At 65.3% G+C, this 13869-nt stretch carries 16 protein-coding genes; 1 reads left to right on the forward strand and 15 read right to left on the reverse strand.

Annotated features, from left to right (window positions below; genetic code table 11):
• Position 1: 1 nt before the first annotated feature.
• The 15 genes from BST10_RS10125 to BST10_RS10195 all read right to left on the reverse strand — a co-directional run bounded on the left by BST10_RS10125 (position 2) and on the right by BST10_RS10195 (position 13055).
• Positions 2 to 931 carry an HK97 family phage prohead protease gene (locus tag BST10_RS10125; protein ID WP_083037668.1) on the reverse strand — a complete coding sequence of 310 codons (930 nt, stop codon included), beginning with the start codon at positions 929 to 931 and terminating at the stop codon, positions 2 to 4.
• The gene (locus BST10_RS10130) at positions 931 to 2304 is read right to left on the reverse strand and encodes a phage portal protein (protein ID WP_083037669.1); all 1374 of its coding nucleotides are present in this window, start codon (positions 2302 to 2304) and stop codon (positions 931 to 933) included. Before BST10_RS10130 ends, BST10_RS10125 begins: the two co-directional genes overlap by 1 nt.
• Complete coding sequence (locus tag BST10_RS10135) at positions 2301 to 2462, reverse strand: hypothetical protein (protein WP_207567902.1); 162 nt, start codon at positions 2460 to 2462, stop codon at positions 2301 to 2303. Before BST10_RS10135 ends, BST10_RS10130 begins: the two co-directional genes overlap by 4 nt.
• 35 nt (positions 2463 to 2497) lie before the next feature.
• Positions 2498 to 3949 (reverse strand): terminase large subunit domain-containing protein, encoded by a 1452-nt coding sequence (locus tag BST10_RS10140; protein ID WP_083037670.1) that lies wholly within the window; start codon positions 3947 to 3949, stop codon positions 2498 to 2500.
• Positions 3921 to 4226: a hypothetical protein gene (locus BST10_RS10145; RefSeq protein WP_109559472.1), complete on the reverse strand. Its 306-nt coding sequence runs from the start codon at positions 4224 to 4226 to the stop codon at positions 3921 to 3923. Before BST10_RS10145 ends, BST10_RS10140 begins: the two co-directional genes overlap by 29 nt.
• Positions 4227 to 4590: 364 nt before the next feature.
• Positions 4591 to 5046, reverse strand: a complete 456-nt coding sequence (locus tag BST10_RS10150) for an AAA family ATPase (protein ID WP_083037672.1) — start codon at positions 5044 to 5046, stop codon at positions 4591 to 4593.
• Entirely contained in the window at positions 5043 to 5336 is a 294-nt protein-coding gene (locus BST10_RS10155; RefSeq protein WP_083037673.1) for a hypothetical protein, read from the reverse strand. Before BST10_RS10155 ends, BST10_RS10150 begins: the two co-directional genes overlap by 4 nt.
• On the reverse strand, positions 5305 to 5931 hold the full coding sequence (locus tag BST10_RS10160; protein WP_083037674.1) for a hypothetical protein: 627 nt from the start codon (positions 5929 to 5931) through the stop codon (positions 5305 to 5307). The genes BST10_RS10155 and BST10_RS10160 overlap by 32 nt, the downstream gene beginning before the upstream one ends.
• Before the next feature lie 156 nt (positions 5932 to 6087).
• Positions 6088 to 6744: a hypothetical protein gene (locus BST10_RS23775; protein WP_235673691.1), complete on the reverse strand. Its 657-nt coding sequence runs from the start codon at positions 6742 to 6744 to the stop codon at positions 6088 to 6090.
• 56 nt (positions 6745 to 6800) lie between these two features.
• Positions 6801 to 7199 (reverse strand): RusA family crossover junction endodeoxyribonuclease, encoded by a 399-nt coding sequence (locus BST10_RS10175; protein ID WP_083037675.1) that lies wholly within the window; start codon positions 7197 to 7199, stop codon positions 6801 to 6803.
• A gap of 27 nt (positions 7200 to 7226) precedes the next feature.
• The gene (locus BST10_RS10180; protein ID WP_133054416.1) at positions 7227 to 7634 is read right to left on the reverse strand and encodes a hypothetical protein; all 408 of its coding nucleotides are present in this window, start codon (positions 7632 to 7634) and stop codon (positions 7227 to 7229) included.
• Positions 7627 to 7935, reverse strand: coding sequence for a hypothetical protein (locus tag BST10_RS22945; RefSeq protein WP_133054417.1), 309 nt, complete (start codon positions 7933 to 7935; stop codon positions 7627 to 7629). The genes BST10_RS10180 and BST10_RS22945 overlap by 8 nt, the downstream gene beginning before the upstream one ends.
• On the reverse strand, positions 7923 to 10445 hold the full coding sequence (locus tag BST10_RS10185; RefSeq protein ID WP_083037677.1) for a DNA primase family protein: 2523 nt from the start codon (positions 10443 to 10445) through the stop codon (positions 7923 to 7925). The genes BST10_RS22945 and BST10_RS10185 overlap by 13 nt, the downstream gene beginning before the upstream one ends.
• Before the next feature lie 91 nt (positions 10446 to 10536).
• Positions 10537 to 11166: a hypothetical protein gene (locus BST10_RS10190; RefSeq protein WP_083037678.1), complete on the reverse strand. Its 630-nt coding sequence runs from the start codon at positions 11164 to 11166 to the stop codon at positions 10537 to 10539.
• 68 nt (positions 11167 to 11234) lie between these two features.
• Positions 11235 to 13055 (reverse strand): LAGLIDADG family homing endonuclease, encoded by a 1821-nt coding sequence (locus BST10_RS10195; protein WP_083037679.1) that lies wholly within the window; start codon positions 13053 to 13055, stop codon positions 11235 to 11237.
• Between the two features lie 211 nt (positions 13056 to 13266).
• Here BST10_RS10195 and BST10_RS10200 point away from each other — a divergent pair, with 211 nt between their 5' ends.
• Positions 13267 to 13854, forward strand: coding sequence for a hypothetical protein (locus BST10_RS10200; RefSeq protein ID WP_083037680.1), 588 nt, complete (start codon positions 13267 to 13269; stop codon positions 13852 to 13854).
• Positions 13855 to 13869: the final 15 nt, after the last annotated feature.

Here is a 13869-nt window from a genome sequence, read left to right on the forward strand (position 1 = left end):
ATCAGATTCCTTTCATGGGAGGTGTTGAGTCCCGCAGGTTGGCGACCTCAGCCAAGGCATCGGCGAACAGCCGTTCTTCTTCGGCTGCGCGCGCGGCGTCCACGTCGTCGGTCGGTGCGGGATGTTCTTCGGGGGTTTCCGACTCGTGCCCGTCATCCTCAGTGGTGCCGGGCGGCGTGCCGGTGTCATCCTCCGAGTGCTCAACGCCCACGTCAGTGGTGTCTTGCGGCTCGTCGTCAGACGAATCGCCCTGCTGGGCGATCTGCTCCGATCGGAGCAGAAGTTCAGCGAGCAGGCGGCGCTGCTCGGGCTCATCAAGCCGGGCCGGGTCGATCGTCACCGGCTCAGCACTGCGGACCCCGGCAGTGGTGTCGGTGTACGCCGGCCACACCACCGGGCCAACCTCGGTGAGCTTGGCCTCCAGAATGGTTCGTAGCAGCGGCTCGTCGTCACCGCGCCGGCCATTCCACAGTCGCTCGTCGACCTCATCGGCAGGAACCACGCTCCCGGTGGCGTCACGCCACTCCTCACGCACCACAGAGAACCGGATCGACATGCCATTGATGGCACCGGTCGACAGGGCCTCCTGGATGAAGTCGATGAACAGGTGTTGCCCCAGCCGCGCCTGAACATCGAGGCCGCGCTCGTCCTCGGCAATGCTGGTGATCACACCGATGGGCACCGACCCGATCAGGGGGTGGCGGCCGTGGTCGAACTGAAACTTGGGCGTGTTCTCACGGATCGTCTTGCGGAACGCGCTCGGGGCGAACTGCTCATCGAACCGGCCCTCCCAGGAGTCGATCCGCGTCGGCGAATTGAACACCGCGCCGTACCCGCGGAACGTCCGACCGTCACCGTTGATATCGCCATCAGCGCGCTCGAACTCCACGAACCGGCACAGATCAGACCGTGCGTGCTTCTTACTGCTCATCAGGTATTCCCTTCCGGTGAGCCGTCTTGGGCGCCGGGCTTCTGCAGCTGCACGCTCATCAATCCGGAGTGATTCAGCAGCCGGAAGTCGTTGGCCTCCACGGCAGCAACCACCGACCCCGGCTCATACCCGGCGGTGATCAACGTGTTGATCGTCTCGGCGCGCGTCTTCTGAATGTCCGCGGCGTCCTTCTCGTCCTCCCGCAGGAACGGAACACCGGACGCGTCGTACCACAACCGCACATCAGGGCTCGGCGGGCTCATGATCAGCTCGAGCGACCCGGCCATGTTCTGCCACAACGGATGCGCGGTACCGTCCGCGAGACGGCGCCGGGCCTGGCCATAGTTGCTGTACGTCGCCGAATCCAGACCCTTACTGAGCCCGACGATCACCGGAGGCACCCCTGCCGCCGCGGCGATACGCACCTCGCCACCGGCGCGCACATTGTCGAAATCCATGTCCTTGAAGTTCGACCCGGCCACCGTGAGATCCGCCCCCGGATACAGGTGCAGCGTCTTGCCGGCGTTCTCGGCGCCAGCATGCCCGGCCTCAAGCTCTTTGGCCCACTTGATGATCGCGTCACGGTCGGCTGCAGGCGAGTGCTTGATGATGATGTTCGGGGTCGCGCCGTTGGTGAGGTAGTTGCGCTGGTGTTGCGTCATCGCCTGGTCGGCAGCGATCTCCCGAAGCACCGGAGTCAGCCACGACATGCCCGTGAACTCAGCCAGCGGATCCGGGATCGGGGCGAAGTGCGCGACCTGACTGGCCCGGAACGCTACCGGTTCACCCTGCCCAACTCCGCGCTCCCAGTACAGGTAGCCGATCTTGTGGTAGCTGACCTGGCCGCCGGCCATCATGCGCGGCTTACCGACGATCTGCACCCAGTCAGGCCGCAGCCGCACCAGCGACGCGCCGAGCATGTCATCGGACGGCCGGCCACCACCCGGGCCTTCACGCACCCAGTACGAATTACCCGCCAGGTCCGCGTCCTGAATCATCCGCGACAGCAAGTCTTGGGTCGTTCCACCTACCCACGGCCGCTCAAGCAATCCGAGGTCCAGGTTGCCGAACGTGTCCGACGGCGAGCCATCACGTAGGCGCTGCCACTGGAACCGCACCGACGAGAACACCAGTTGCCGAACCGCCATGCAGGCGAACACCACGCCGTTGGACGCGAACGCGCCGCGGGTGAACGCCTCCAGCGTGTTGGCCGGCAGCTCAACCTGCTGCTGGGTCAGCGTCTGCTGCAGCCCGTACGGCTGGTAGCCGAAGCCCGCGTTGAACTGGTTGAGCTGATGCGCGTAGTCATCGATGCTCATGTCCCGCGCAGTGCCGGCCACCCGCCCGCCCGCGAGCTGGTCAATCAGCCTCACGACGGGGCGCCGACCTCACGCAACAGCACCCATGCAGCACCGACAGTCGAGCCGCCCAGCAGGCCACCAGCGGCCACCAACGCCCAACCAGCACCGGCCAGAACAGCAACACCAGCCACCACCAGGCCGATCGACAACGCAACCAGCGCAATGGCCACAACAACCACAATCCGCGTCGGGTCCATCACACTCCTCACGTCCACAACGGTTCCCAAACCTCGACAGTCTCCGGCCGGCCGAACGCCATCAATCCGTGCAGCGCCAACGTCACCGCCACCAGCTGAGTGATGTCGCTATTGCGGTCCTTGCGATCCCACGCCCACGCATCAGCCAGGTCACGCTGCTTTCCTGAGCACACCGACGTCTGCAGTGCCATCGACCCCAGGTGCCGCAGCTGCTTCTCCTTGACCGCGGAATAGAACTTGCCGCAGGCGTTGGCCATCGCCGCCGAGTTCGTCGTCGCGACGTCGACCTTGACCGCACGCAGATCCTCAATCAGAGCGCCGGCCGATGAGCGTTCATCAATCACGACCGCACACGGCGACCACTTCGACACCAGTTCCGAGACCCGGTCGACGATCCAGCCCATCCCGGGCAGCGAGGTGGCATCGGAGCCAGATTCAGCCGGGACGATGCCCAGGTGGATCAGTCCGTCCTCGCGGTAGCCGGCCACCGCGATCGCAGCATGCGTCTGCGTCTTGTTGACGTACACCCCGAACGACACTGGATCGACTGGGCTCGACCCCGGGTCGGCCAGCTCCGACCACTCGGTATCGCCGATCAGGCCGCCGCCGGTGACCGGCCAGATCCCCATCGCTTCGCGCAGGAAGCCCGCAAGGGTGAGCTTCTTTCGCAGCCGCAGGATCGACACCAACGGGGTGCGGTGCGGGTGCGAGGGGTTCATCACCGGGTATTGCGATCGATCGTCGGGGTCGGCGTCCGGGTCGGCGCCGCACTCGATCCACGCCAGATCATCGGAGGTGCCCGACAGTGCCTCCGTGCGCATCCGCGTGAATGCCTCGGACGCATCCTCCGGCTTCGGCGGCGTACCGACGTACACATGCAGCCCGAACGACGAAGTGTTCATCGTCGCGAGCATGTTCTCTTGCGCCTTGTCAGACAGGATCTGTGCCTCATCCGCGATCAGACCGTCGACACCGGGGATGCCCCGGCCGAACCCGCGCTCCCGGGCCCCGAACAAGATCCTGGATCCGTTGACGAACCGGATCTCCTCGTCACCGGAGCCCTTGAACACCTGCTCGATGAACGGTGCGACCTTCGTCTTGCTGGCGAATGCCTGCATGGCCAGGAACGTCTCACCGTGCGTACGGGCGTGGTGCGCCGACCAGATGAACAACAGCCCCGGGTTGTCGACGCACAGACCGAACACCATCCCGGCCAGCAGATAGGTCTTGCCGACCTGCCGCGGCAGAGACATGCCGACACCGCCGACCGTCGCCGCCAAGGTGCCGTCCTTGCGCTTGGCCAGGATCAGACGACCGGCGCCACGCTGCCACTCGTCGAACTCGATACCGAGCTTGTCGCGACAGGTCTTCTCAACCGCCGGCCAGCCCGTCGAGGCAATCTTCGACGGCTTGACGACATGCCGCGCGACCTCAGAGAGCTTCTTCGTCCCAGCTGTCATCGATGTCGTCGTTGGTCTCGTCGTCGAGCTGCTTCTTACGCAGCTTGATCGCCTCGATCTCCTTGCCGATCTCGATCAGCTTCCTCGACAACGACGCCAGGTCTCGCGGTGGACAGTCCAGCGCGGCAATCTCTCGGGCGATCCGATCGCGCAGTGCGATCAGCAGAGCCAGTTGATCGCCGGTCTTGGCGGCCTGGGCGACGTTGAGCGCGCGTTTGCGTACCGGTTTCTCGTCGGGCTTGACCGATCGCAGGGTGCGCTTGGCGGGTGCAGCCACAGCGACCTCCTCGACAGGTTGATGGCGCGATTTTTCGCGTTCGTTGCAGACCAGAGACGAAAACAGCACATCAGCGCAGCTCACGCATGATTTTTAGCCCCGCGCAAATGCGTTGCAGCCCAATAGATTCAATGATATTGAAAGCTGTTGTGTCGCAGTGCATTTAGCGATTTTCAGAGCATGTATCGCGGATGGTGTGTTGGTGTGGAAATCGTGGTAGATAGATCGCCTGATGAGCGCGTGGGTCGACGGTGGCCTCCTGCCTCGATCGACCCCCCACCCCCCTCCGAGCTGCGTTTTCGCCGGTCAGAGGCTCGGCGATGGGCGTTTCTGCAGGTCAGAGTCTTTTCGGGGGGGTGTCCGGTCACCAGCTGCGGGTCGCGTCGGCTGATCCGCTGACCGCCTCCGGGGCCGACTGGCTCCCGGCGCGCTGCTCGTACCACTGCTTGGCGGCTTGGGCCATCTGCCAGGGGCGTTCGTTTTTGCATCGGGCGAGGACAATCGCGCGGCCGGGATCGACGGTGACGATGCGGGCGCCGGCGCGCTGGTATCGGTCCAGGTCGGCGGGGCTGGGTTGGGAGTGGATGAGGTAGACGTTGTGGTCGGCTGTGAGTCGCATGGCTGCGTCGATCGCTGCGGTGCGTGCGGCGCGGGCGACGGTGCGGACGTGGGCTGGTTGGGTCCAGGTGTCGCGGTCGGTGGGTGTGAGCGCGGCGGCGAGCTGGTCGTAGTCGATGGTGATGTCGCCGGGCTTGGCGTGCTGGCGCATCCAGGTGGTCTTGCCGGCGGCGGGTGGTCCGGTGACGACGATGAGGGTCACCAGTCGCGGGTTCCGTCGGCGCCGGGATGTTTGGCCGCTGCCCGCCGTCGTTGGGCCTTGCGCCCGGCGGCGGCGCGGTTGCAGCGGAGTGCGTGTTCGGGGCCGCGGTAGATGCTGCGGTCGTTGTCGTCGTGGCCGAGGTCCCAGGGTTCGTCGGCTTTGATGGGTTCGCCGCATCGCCAGCAGTTGACTTTGCCGGCGAGGACGAACGGTTCGAGCTTCTTGCGGAGGCGCTTGTGTGCGCCGCCGTATCCGCGCTCAGCTGATGTTGGCTTGCGCTGCCTCGTCATTGACGCTTGCTCGCATGGTGAATCCGCCGTCGTCGTCGGTGGTGATGTCGATGCGGCGGAAGGCTTGCCGGGTGACGCCTTCGAGGGCCGCCATGATCAGGATCTTCTTCCAGAAGGGTGGCCGGGATCCGGGTTGTACGTCGGCAGAGAACTTCTGCAGGTCGGCGAGGTCGGTCATGACGGTTTCGCCGTTGACGGTGGCGGTGATGGGGCCGGCGGCCTGGCGGTCGGGGGCGGTCGGGGGTGGTTCGGGTGCCGCGGCTGGTGGTGCGACGGGGTGCCGTCGCGGTGGCCGGGTGGCCGGCGGGCTGGACGTCGCGGCCTTGGCCGGCGTGCCGGCTGCTGCTGTACCGGTTTCGCCGGCGCTTGCCAGCAGGTCCACCAGTGCTTCGGCGACGAGCTTGGCGGCGTTGGCGTGCGGAAGGCCGGCCTCTTCGGCGAAGTGGCGGGCCATTTCGCCGGGCATGGTGCTGTTGCGGAACATCGGCAGCGGCAGGGCGACTGGTCCGTCGCCGGTGCCGGGGTGGACGAGCTCGGTAGTAAGTGCGTTCTCGATGAGGTCGACGAGCGCGGCGCGGTCGGTGGCTTTGGGCATGGTTGCTCCCCGGTGGGCTGTGGGGTGGGAATGCGAAACGCCACCGGTCGCGCTGGCGGTTCCCGGTGGCGTCTGCGGCGGCACATAGTCGCGCCGTAGGCGACAGCCTACCGGTGAGGTATGGGACAAGCTGTCAAGCACATTCGTCACGGCGTGTCACTTCGCGCCTCGACGGTTGCGGGCGAAGTGCGCGTGCAGCACATCGCCCAGGCGGTAGAACTTCGTGCCAGTGTCTGAGTCGGCGCCGACGGGGCGGATGTCGCCATGCCTAGCCAGCAGTCGCAGGCGGTCACGGTTGAGCCCCTTGCCCATCTCACCCAGGCGGCAGGCGATCGGGTCGATGGTGGCTAGGGTGACGACGCTGCGGTTGGCTTCACGCACGCGCGCCCTGTCGATCACGATCTCGTCGTCCGGCGGCAGGTCCACGCAGCGGTAGCAGGCGTCGATCCGTGCAGCGATGTCGATTCCCGCGTCCTCGCTGCCCGGCGTGAGCGCCAACGGCACCATGTTGCGCCGCAGCCATGCGGAGAGCGAAATCATGTCCTCGCGGCCCGTGTAGCGGATCTGGCGGTGCTCGCACACAAATCGCACCCACGTGACGAGCGCGTTATGCAACTCGTCAGCAGCATCGACCGCGCCGACGTGGTACGGCAGCTTGGATTCAGGCTTGACGCGGTGCAGCTTGCCGATGCCGGACGGCTGGATCTTCGCCTGGCGCGTGATCGTCACCGCCAGGTCCTCGACGAGCTGCGGCACGGTGGCCAGCTTGGCGCGCAGGTCGCGTTGGGACTTGCGGTCCAGGAAGAAGTCCATTGCCATCGCTCACGCCCCCTGATGCTCGTCGTCAGCAGGTCCGCGCTTGCAGGTGGTCATGCGTCCGCCTCGATCTGGATGTGGACGCCGGCCGTTTCGCCGATCTGGGCGATGCGCTTGTAGCCGGTCAGGCTGATCACCTGGGAGTCGTCGCCGAACACGACGTTGGTGAGCGCGTCGAGGCAGGCCCGTTCGAGCTTGTCCAAGTCGGGGCGCTTTGTCGCCGCGGGTGTGCGGGTTTTGGGGGTGGATTTCGGTCGGGGCAGCACGAAGTTGAGTGTCACGTCTATCGCCCCGGTGAATATTGGGCGGCCGGCCATCGCTGCGAATGCGGCCAGGGCGATGCGTTCGCGCCAGGGTCCTGCTTCTTTGCTTGATTCGATGAGTATTCCGCGTCCGACGTGTCTTTTACTGCCTTGGGGTGCTGGTTTTCCGGGAACGAAGAATGAAATCAATGTTCGGATTCTCTTTCTCTGCGCGGTTTAGAAGGGCGGTGGGGGCTCGAACAGGGTGCCGTCGGCGTTGAGCGGATCAGCTGCTGTTGGCGTGTGGAGGTTGGGTCGTGGGTCGATGCAGGCGGCCGGCCAAACGCGGCCGCATTGGTGGTCGGCGTGGATGGTGGCGTTGCCGGGGGGCCAGCGGTGGATGTTCCATTGGGTGCGGCGAGTTGGCCGGCGTGTGTAGCTGGCGGGGATTTGGTAGGTGGGGATGTCGGCGAGGGTGGCGCCGAGTTCGGCGTCGCGGGTGATGGGCGTGGGGTCGATGCGGGTCTTCTCGCCACCGCAATACCCCTCCCAGATGGGCGCTCGGCAGTGGCGGCAGCAACTGTCTGCGAGTTCGGTGGTGATGAGGTGTTGAGGGCTGCGGCGGCGCCGTTCGGTTTTAGGCATGGCGGCCGCCGCGCTGTTTGCTGGGATGGCCGGCAGCACGATTAGCACGATCTTTTCGCTCTATCAGCTCCAGGAAACGTGCCGGGGTGGCGAAACCGCAGGTCGCACCATATTTGCTATCTCGCATGGAAGTTAACTTAAAAATAATCGTGCTAATCGTTCTTTTTGCCGCCTGATCTGCGTAAAGGACAGCACGATTAGGGGTTTCAAGATCGTGCTGAAATCGTGCTGATCGTTCTGTTCTTGAGGGTTCTCTGAGGGGCAGCACGATCTTGAGCACGATCCTGTTCAGTCGTTCCATCGTTGCTCGCTCTCCTCGGAAACCAGCGCCACGCTGTTGTAGAAGCGCACACCGTTGCTGGCCACAGATCGGATGCCGAAGCGGTTGGCTAACTCGCGGCTGAGCACCTTCGCGCCCATCTCCGTCTCGCCGTTCTCGCGCGCCCAGCGCTGATAGCGGGCGAGCACGACGCTGGTCTTGGTTTTGACGGTGATGCCGCCGCCGAGGTGGCAGCATTCGTCGAGGAACCGCTTCAGCGCGTCCTCTTGCTCCTCGTACTCCCCTGTGGCGGCGGCGACCGAGCTGGGTTCGTCGAGGCCGCCGGTGAGCATGTCGACGGTGCCGGCGGTGATCCAGGCGAGAATGGCGGGGCCTTCGTGGTCGACGAGCTCGCGGGCCAGGTTCTCGTTACGCTGCTCTGCTGGGACTTCGTGGCGGAATGGAATCAGTCGTAGGCGTCGCCAGAACGATTTTCCGCCGGCGGATACTTGGGGCTGGTGGTTTCCGGCGAGAAATAGAGTGTGGCTGGGGGTGAAGTCGAAAAAGTCTTGCCGCATGAATCGGCCTGTGATTTTGTCGCCGCCGGTCAACGATTTAATTTTGGCTTCGTCGAATCGGGATTCTTGGTTGACTTCGGAGCAAACGACGAGGCGGGCACCGTTAAGGCGGGCGATTTCGGTCTCGTGTTTGGTCTGGCCGGCGAGAAGGAAGTTGGCTGGTGCGGTGAGTGCGTAGTCGCCGAGGACGTCGACCAGGACGTCGAGGAGCACGCTTTTGCCGTTCTGGCCGGCGCCGAACAGGAACGGTAGAACGTGGTGGGTGACTTCGCCGATGGCTGCATAGCCGGCGAGGCGTTGGACGTAGCGGATGAGTTCGTCGTCGCCGCCGAAGGTGGTGTGCAGGAACTGGTGCCAGCGTGGCGCCGGTAGATCACGGTCGTAGGCGGCGCCGGTGATCTTGGTGTGCCAGCCGTGCGGCGTGTGCGGGGTGAGCGTTGCGGTGCGCAGGTCGATGACGCCGCTCGGGGTGTTGAGGAGGTAGGGGTCGGCGTCGAGGCGGTCGCGGGTGATGCGCATGGCGGGGTTGCGGCGTGCGAGTGCCACCATGGCCTCCAGGCCGGTCTTCGACAGGCTCTTGATCTTGTGCTTGGCGGTGGCCTGGTCGCCGGTGGTGTCGATCGATTCGATGACGGTGTGGGCGGCAGTGATGACTTGGCCGTCGTCGACGGCGACCTCCCAGCGTTGGGTGTCCCAGGACAGCCAACGGCCGAGCTCGGGGCAGTAGCGCAGCCGGTCTGCGCAGTTGGCGACGAGTAGGCCGGCGTTGCCGCTGTCGGTCAGCGTGACGGTCTGTGTCTTGGTGATCGGTGTGACGGTGGCCAGTTCGGCGTTGTCGGTGGCCGGGGTCGCGGGACTGCCGGTGTTGGTGGGCAGTGGGGTGACGTTCGACGGCGGTGCGGGTGGGGTGGTGGTGGTGATGTTGATGCCGCCGGCGAGCTGGTCGAGGTGGGTGTGGTGGCCGAGTTCGTCGGCGAGCCGTGCGTCGGTCATGGTGGCGACGCGGTCGCGGCCGAACGCGAGTGCTGCGGCGATCTCGTAGGGGCCTGGTTTGCGGGCTTGGTCGCCGCCGGTGGTGCAGAGGTGTCGGAAGCGGTCGCAGAGCACTTTTTCGGCGTCGCGGTGCTGGTCGGCGGTGAGGCAGCCGTTGCGGTGGGCTGCGGCCAGCCGGACGGCTTGGGAGACGAGCCAGGGGTGTCGGGAGGTGGGGGCGTCGGTTTTCCAGCCGGCGATGACGGTGGGCATGTAGGTGCACATGCCTGGGGTGCCCCACGCCCAGGCGCCCGGCGGGGCGATGACCTCGCTACCGGTGCCGCGCGGGTCGGGTTCGTGGTAGATGCCGGCTTCGTTGAGGCGTTCGTCGACCTCATCGACGGTCAAGGGCCCGCCGCCGGTCGCGGCCGCGGTGACCGGCACGGGGGTGGTCTTGTTGTTGATCGTGCCGGGTACGCGCAGGATGCGGGGGAGGTCGTAGACGTTGTCGACCTGAGCGCCGCGGCGGTCAGCGACAAGCGCGACGAGGCGGCCCCAGCGGTGCAGCAGTGCGGCCGCGTCGGCGACCGTGAAGGTTTCGGTGATGGGGGCGTCGTCGATGGGCCAGTAGGGCTGCAGCCCGTGCCCGGATGCGATGACGACTGATGGTCGGGTGCCGAGGATCTGGGCGAGGTCGTCGATGATCTGCTCGGCGACGGTGAGGGTGTCGCAGCCGCCGGGCTTGACGTCGAGATCGCACCAGAGGGCTGCCAGGCGGGTGACAGCGTCGGCGGTCCCGCGCCCCGCGTTGGTGCGCACCGGGCCGCTGGTGGGGTTCACCTGGTACCAGATGTCAGCGGTGTCGGGGAGATTGCTGACGTAGGCGGTGGCGGCGTTCGATGGTAGGACCGCGGTGTTGAAGTGGCCTTCGAGTTGGTGGCAGATTCCGACGTGTTCGGTGTCGGTGTAGCCGAGGAGTTCTAGTAGTTCGTCGAAGGTCACCGTGTCCCATCGCCTTTCGTTCCTCGGGGTTTGACTTGGTGTGGAGCGGCCGGCTGAATCGGTGAACGATCCAGCCGGCCGCGGCGAGTGGCTACTTCGCGCTGGAGGTGACCAGGAGCGCGGCCTGGGCTTCCGGGGTGAGGGTGGCCCAGACTTCCGGGGTGATGGTGGGCGGCAGGCCGGGGGGCAGCGCCGTGCCGCCAGCCGGAGCCGGCGTGGGGGCGGCGGTCGGCGCCGGTTGTACCGCCGCCGGGGCGGCCTGGGTAGTGGTGCCGAGGAAACCCGCTCCGCCATCGGCCGCCGGCGGCGTGTAGGACGCCTGGTAGATCTTCGGCGGGTTGAATGCCGGGTTCTTGCGCTCACCGTCGGCGACGTAGGTGATGTTCAGCGTGCCGCCGACGTCGAGCCCCTTGGCTCCGGCCGCGATCACGGCCTGTTGCACGGCGTTGCGCATCTGGCCGCGCACGAAGATGCGGCGTTTGCCGTCGTCTTCGTCGATGGCTGGGTCGCGCAGCTGGGTTTGAACGGTGACGACCATCTGCATGCGCGGTGAGCCGTCTTGCCACACTAGGGGTGTGCCGTCTTTGATGTCGGTCTGCTGCTGGACTTGGGGTTCTTCGGTGATGACGCCGCCGACGGTGTCACCGTAGGTGGTGAACTTCGCCGACGGTGAGCCACCGCCGGACAGGAAGCCGTAAGAGTCGTTGCGTGCTGTTGTCATTTCGTTTTTCCTTTGTTTCGTTGTTCCATTGCTGTGCACTGTTTTTCGCCTCGGCACTCGGCGTTTGTCTAGGTCGAGCCGCCGGTACAGGCCGCGGGGTTCGGATGGCTCTGGTTCGCCGTCCACCACGGGCAAAACTGGCAACTGTCGGGGGTTTTCGGGAACCACGCCCAACGTTCTGGATGCTGTTCGACGTCGAAGTCGTGGATCAGTACCAGGGCGTTGTCGATGCGGCCGAGGGTCTCGTCGACCAGCGTGTCGTTGTAGGGTTCGGTCCACAGGTGGCTGGTGGCGAGTTGGCCGGCGCGCGGCAGGAACCAGATTCCGACGTGTTGGACGTCGAAGCCGGCGTTGCGGTAGCCGCGCCCGTAGAGGTGTGCTTGCCGGCGGTAGACCTCGCTGGGGCCGTGTTTGCGGTACTCGGTCATCTTTGTTGTGCCTGGGCAGTTGTGCGTCGGGATCATCGCTTCGGTGCACAGGAATGTGCTGTCTTCGCTGTCGACGGTGATGCATCGCGTTGGGATCGTTAGGGTGCGTTCGACGGCGGTGATGATGCGGCGTTTTGCTCTGGTGGTTCCGGCCGTCCAAACCTGTTCAGCTTTGCGGGTCAGCCGGAAAGGGTTATCCCCATACGTCACGAAGGTGACCGGATACGCCGTGGTGGTGACACCGAAACCGCGGGCCTGGTGCTCCCAGATGCGTGGCTTCCACCCGAGTGATGCGATCAGCTCAGCAGCGTCATGTGCGAGTTGCTTACTGGTAGTGGTGAATACGGCCTGCTTCCGTTTGCGGTTCCAGGTGCCGTCGGTGTCCATCATTCCTTGTAGCAGTGCCAGACGCTGCGCTCGGCTTGCCCGGAAATACTGTGGCGGAACGTGCTTGTCACCGATCAGGCCCGAGGCGCGCAATGCAGCGGTGAGACCGACGATGCGACGGCGGAATGGGCCGCCGCGGACGTTCTGCCATTCGCCGAGCTCACTGCCCGCGGCTGCGATGTTGTCGAATAACTCAGGTTCAGGTTTGCCGATGCGTCCGGAGTCTGATTCACCGTCGCCGAGCCAGGCGCCCAAGACGTAGGGTTCGATGGGCAGGTTGGCATCCGGGAGTTCCAGTGCGGCTGTGTTCGCAATTCGGATTCGGAGTTGTCCGCGATAGTCGCGCAGCTGAGCCGCGATCTCGGGTGCGGTCATGATCCGCGTTCGGGAGTTCTTGCCGAACTGCACGACCCACTGATGGATGTGATCACTGATGACGCTCACGCCGTCCTCGAATGTGATGCGGTAGCAGTCACGATCGGTGTAGACCGGTGACGTCTCGGTGACGGTGCAGGGCTTTCCGGCTGCGTCGATCACCTGATCGCCGACGGCCAGGTCACCCATCGTGGTCCAGCCTGTCGGCGTCGGGATGGGCGTGCCTAGCGCCAATCCTTTCAGGTCGAGGACGGTGTTGTTCCAGGTGTCGTAGAGGTCGCAGGATCCGGCGAGGTCGGGGCGGATGGTGACGCGGCGTTCGGAGATCCAGCGGCCGATGGGCTTTCCGTCGAGCCAGGTGCAGCGGCTGGTGGTGTCGAGGAGGTGTTCGGCGATGATGCGGCCGTTATCGAGGGCGACCGCCTGCTCGAGTTGGGCGTGCACCGCGGTGCCGACGTAGGAGGGCAGCACGTCACCGGTGGGGTTGATTCGGTCGATCTGCATCAGGCCTTGGGCGAGTTTGCGTACGCAGGGGTGTCCGACTTCGGAAGGCCCGAGGGTTTTCTGTTGGGAGCGAGGTCTGGCGGCGTCGTGGTTGCGGATCAGGGATTTCAGGTCGCCGAGCAGCTCGTTGTCGGTGTCGTCTGGGGTGTCGTCGTTGCCGAACAGGAAGGCCTGGGAGGTTGTGGGCGCGCTCACGGCTTCATTCCCTCTCGTTAGGTGTTGCAGTCGGCGCACCCGTGGCCGTCGCACACGGGGCAGGTGTCGGGTTGGTAGGTGGTGCAGCCGCAGTGGCAGGTGCCGCCGTGGAAATGGCCGCACAGGCACAGGATCGGGTGGAGCATCAGAGCTGCACCTCCTGGCCGATTCCAGGTAGGTGCTGCGGTGGAGCGACGTAGCCTGTCGGGTCATGGTGCTGATTGCGGCGGCTGGGCAGGCCGAAGATCTGTCGAATGCGGGGTTTTGGGGTGCTGTGGGTTTGGCAGCAGCGATTGCGACGGCATTGGCTACCGCGGCCTCTACTGCGACGGCGATCTGGTGGCGGTATCAGGATCGAACCGAAGCTGAGTGGTCGGTGCGGCTGGTCGGTCGCGGAGGTACCGACAATATGGGCTCCAAAGTTGCTTCGCCGCAGGTCCAGGTTGTGATCCAAAACATCGGTGACGGTGTCGCGCACCAGGTTTGCGTATCCGGCGACATGTTGGCCGAGCAACCATGGCTTGGTGAGGCGGAAAGGCCTGGGGACTGGCGGAGGGAGGCCTACCAGCCGATACCGGTGTTGCGTACTGGTGACTCGGTCTATGTGAGCGCGAAGGCCGAAAGTTTCGACGTATGGGATCAAGCGGCGATTGATGTCAGCTGGTGGCCGCCGCCGACGCGCAAGAAGAAGGATTGGTGGATTCGGTCCCGGCAGCAGAGCAAACGCTTCCTGTTGAAGGACATCACGGGCCCGCCGTCCGATCTTCCCCCGGTCAAGGAGGGATACGACGTCCTCTGAGACTGCGTTCGGCGC

The sequence above is a fragment of the Mycolicibacter algericus DSM 45454 genome (genome assembly GCF_002086455.1).
Lineage (GTDB): Bacteria > Actinomycetota > Actinomycetes > Mycobacteriales > Mycobacteriaceae > Mycobacterium > Mycobacterium algericum.

Bases quoted from the DNA above. Each gene is read 5' to 3' on its own strand.
- BST10_RS10125 (WP_083037668.1), bottom strand. From the start codon at position 931: ATGAGCAGTAAGAAGCACGCACGGTCTGATCTGTGCCGGTTCGTGGAG.
- BST10_RS10140 (WP_083037670.1), bottom strand. From the start codon at position 3,949: ATGACAGCTGGGACGAAGAAGCTCTCTGAGGTCGCGCGGCATGTCGTC.
- BST10_RS10155 (WP_083037673.1), bottom strand. From the start codon at position 5,336: ATGACGAGGCAGCGCAAGCCAACATCAGCTGAGCGCGGATACGGCGGC.
- BST10_RS10160 (WP_083037674.1), bottom strand. From the start codon at position 5,931: ATGCCCAAAGCCACCGACCGCGCCGCGCTCGTCGACCTCATCGAGAAC.
- BST10_RS23775 (WP_235673691.1), bottom strand. From the start codon at position 6,744: ATGGACTTCTTCCTGGACCGCAAGTCCCAACGCGACCTGCGCGCCAAG.
- BST10_RS10180 (WP_133054416.1), bottom strand. From the start codon at position 7,634: ATGCCTAAAACCGAACGGCGCCGCCGCAGCCCTCAACACCTCATCACC.
- BST10_RS22945 (WP_133054417.1), bottom strand. From the start codon at position 7,935: ATGGAACGACTGAACAGGATCGTGCTCAAGATCGTGCTGCCCCTCAGA.
- BST10_RS10190 (WP_083037678.1), bottom strand. From the start codon at position 11,166: ATGACAACAGCACGCAACGACTCTTACGGCTTCCTGTCCGGCGGTGGC.
- BST10_RS10200 (WP_083037680.1), top strand. From the start codon at position 13,267: ATGGTGCTGATTGCGGCGGCTGGGCAGGCCGAAGATCTGTCGAATGCG.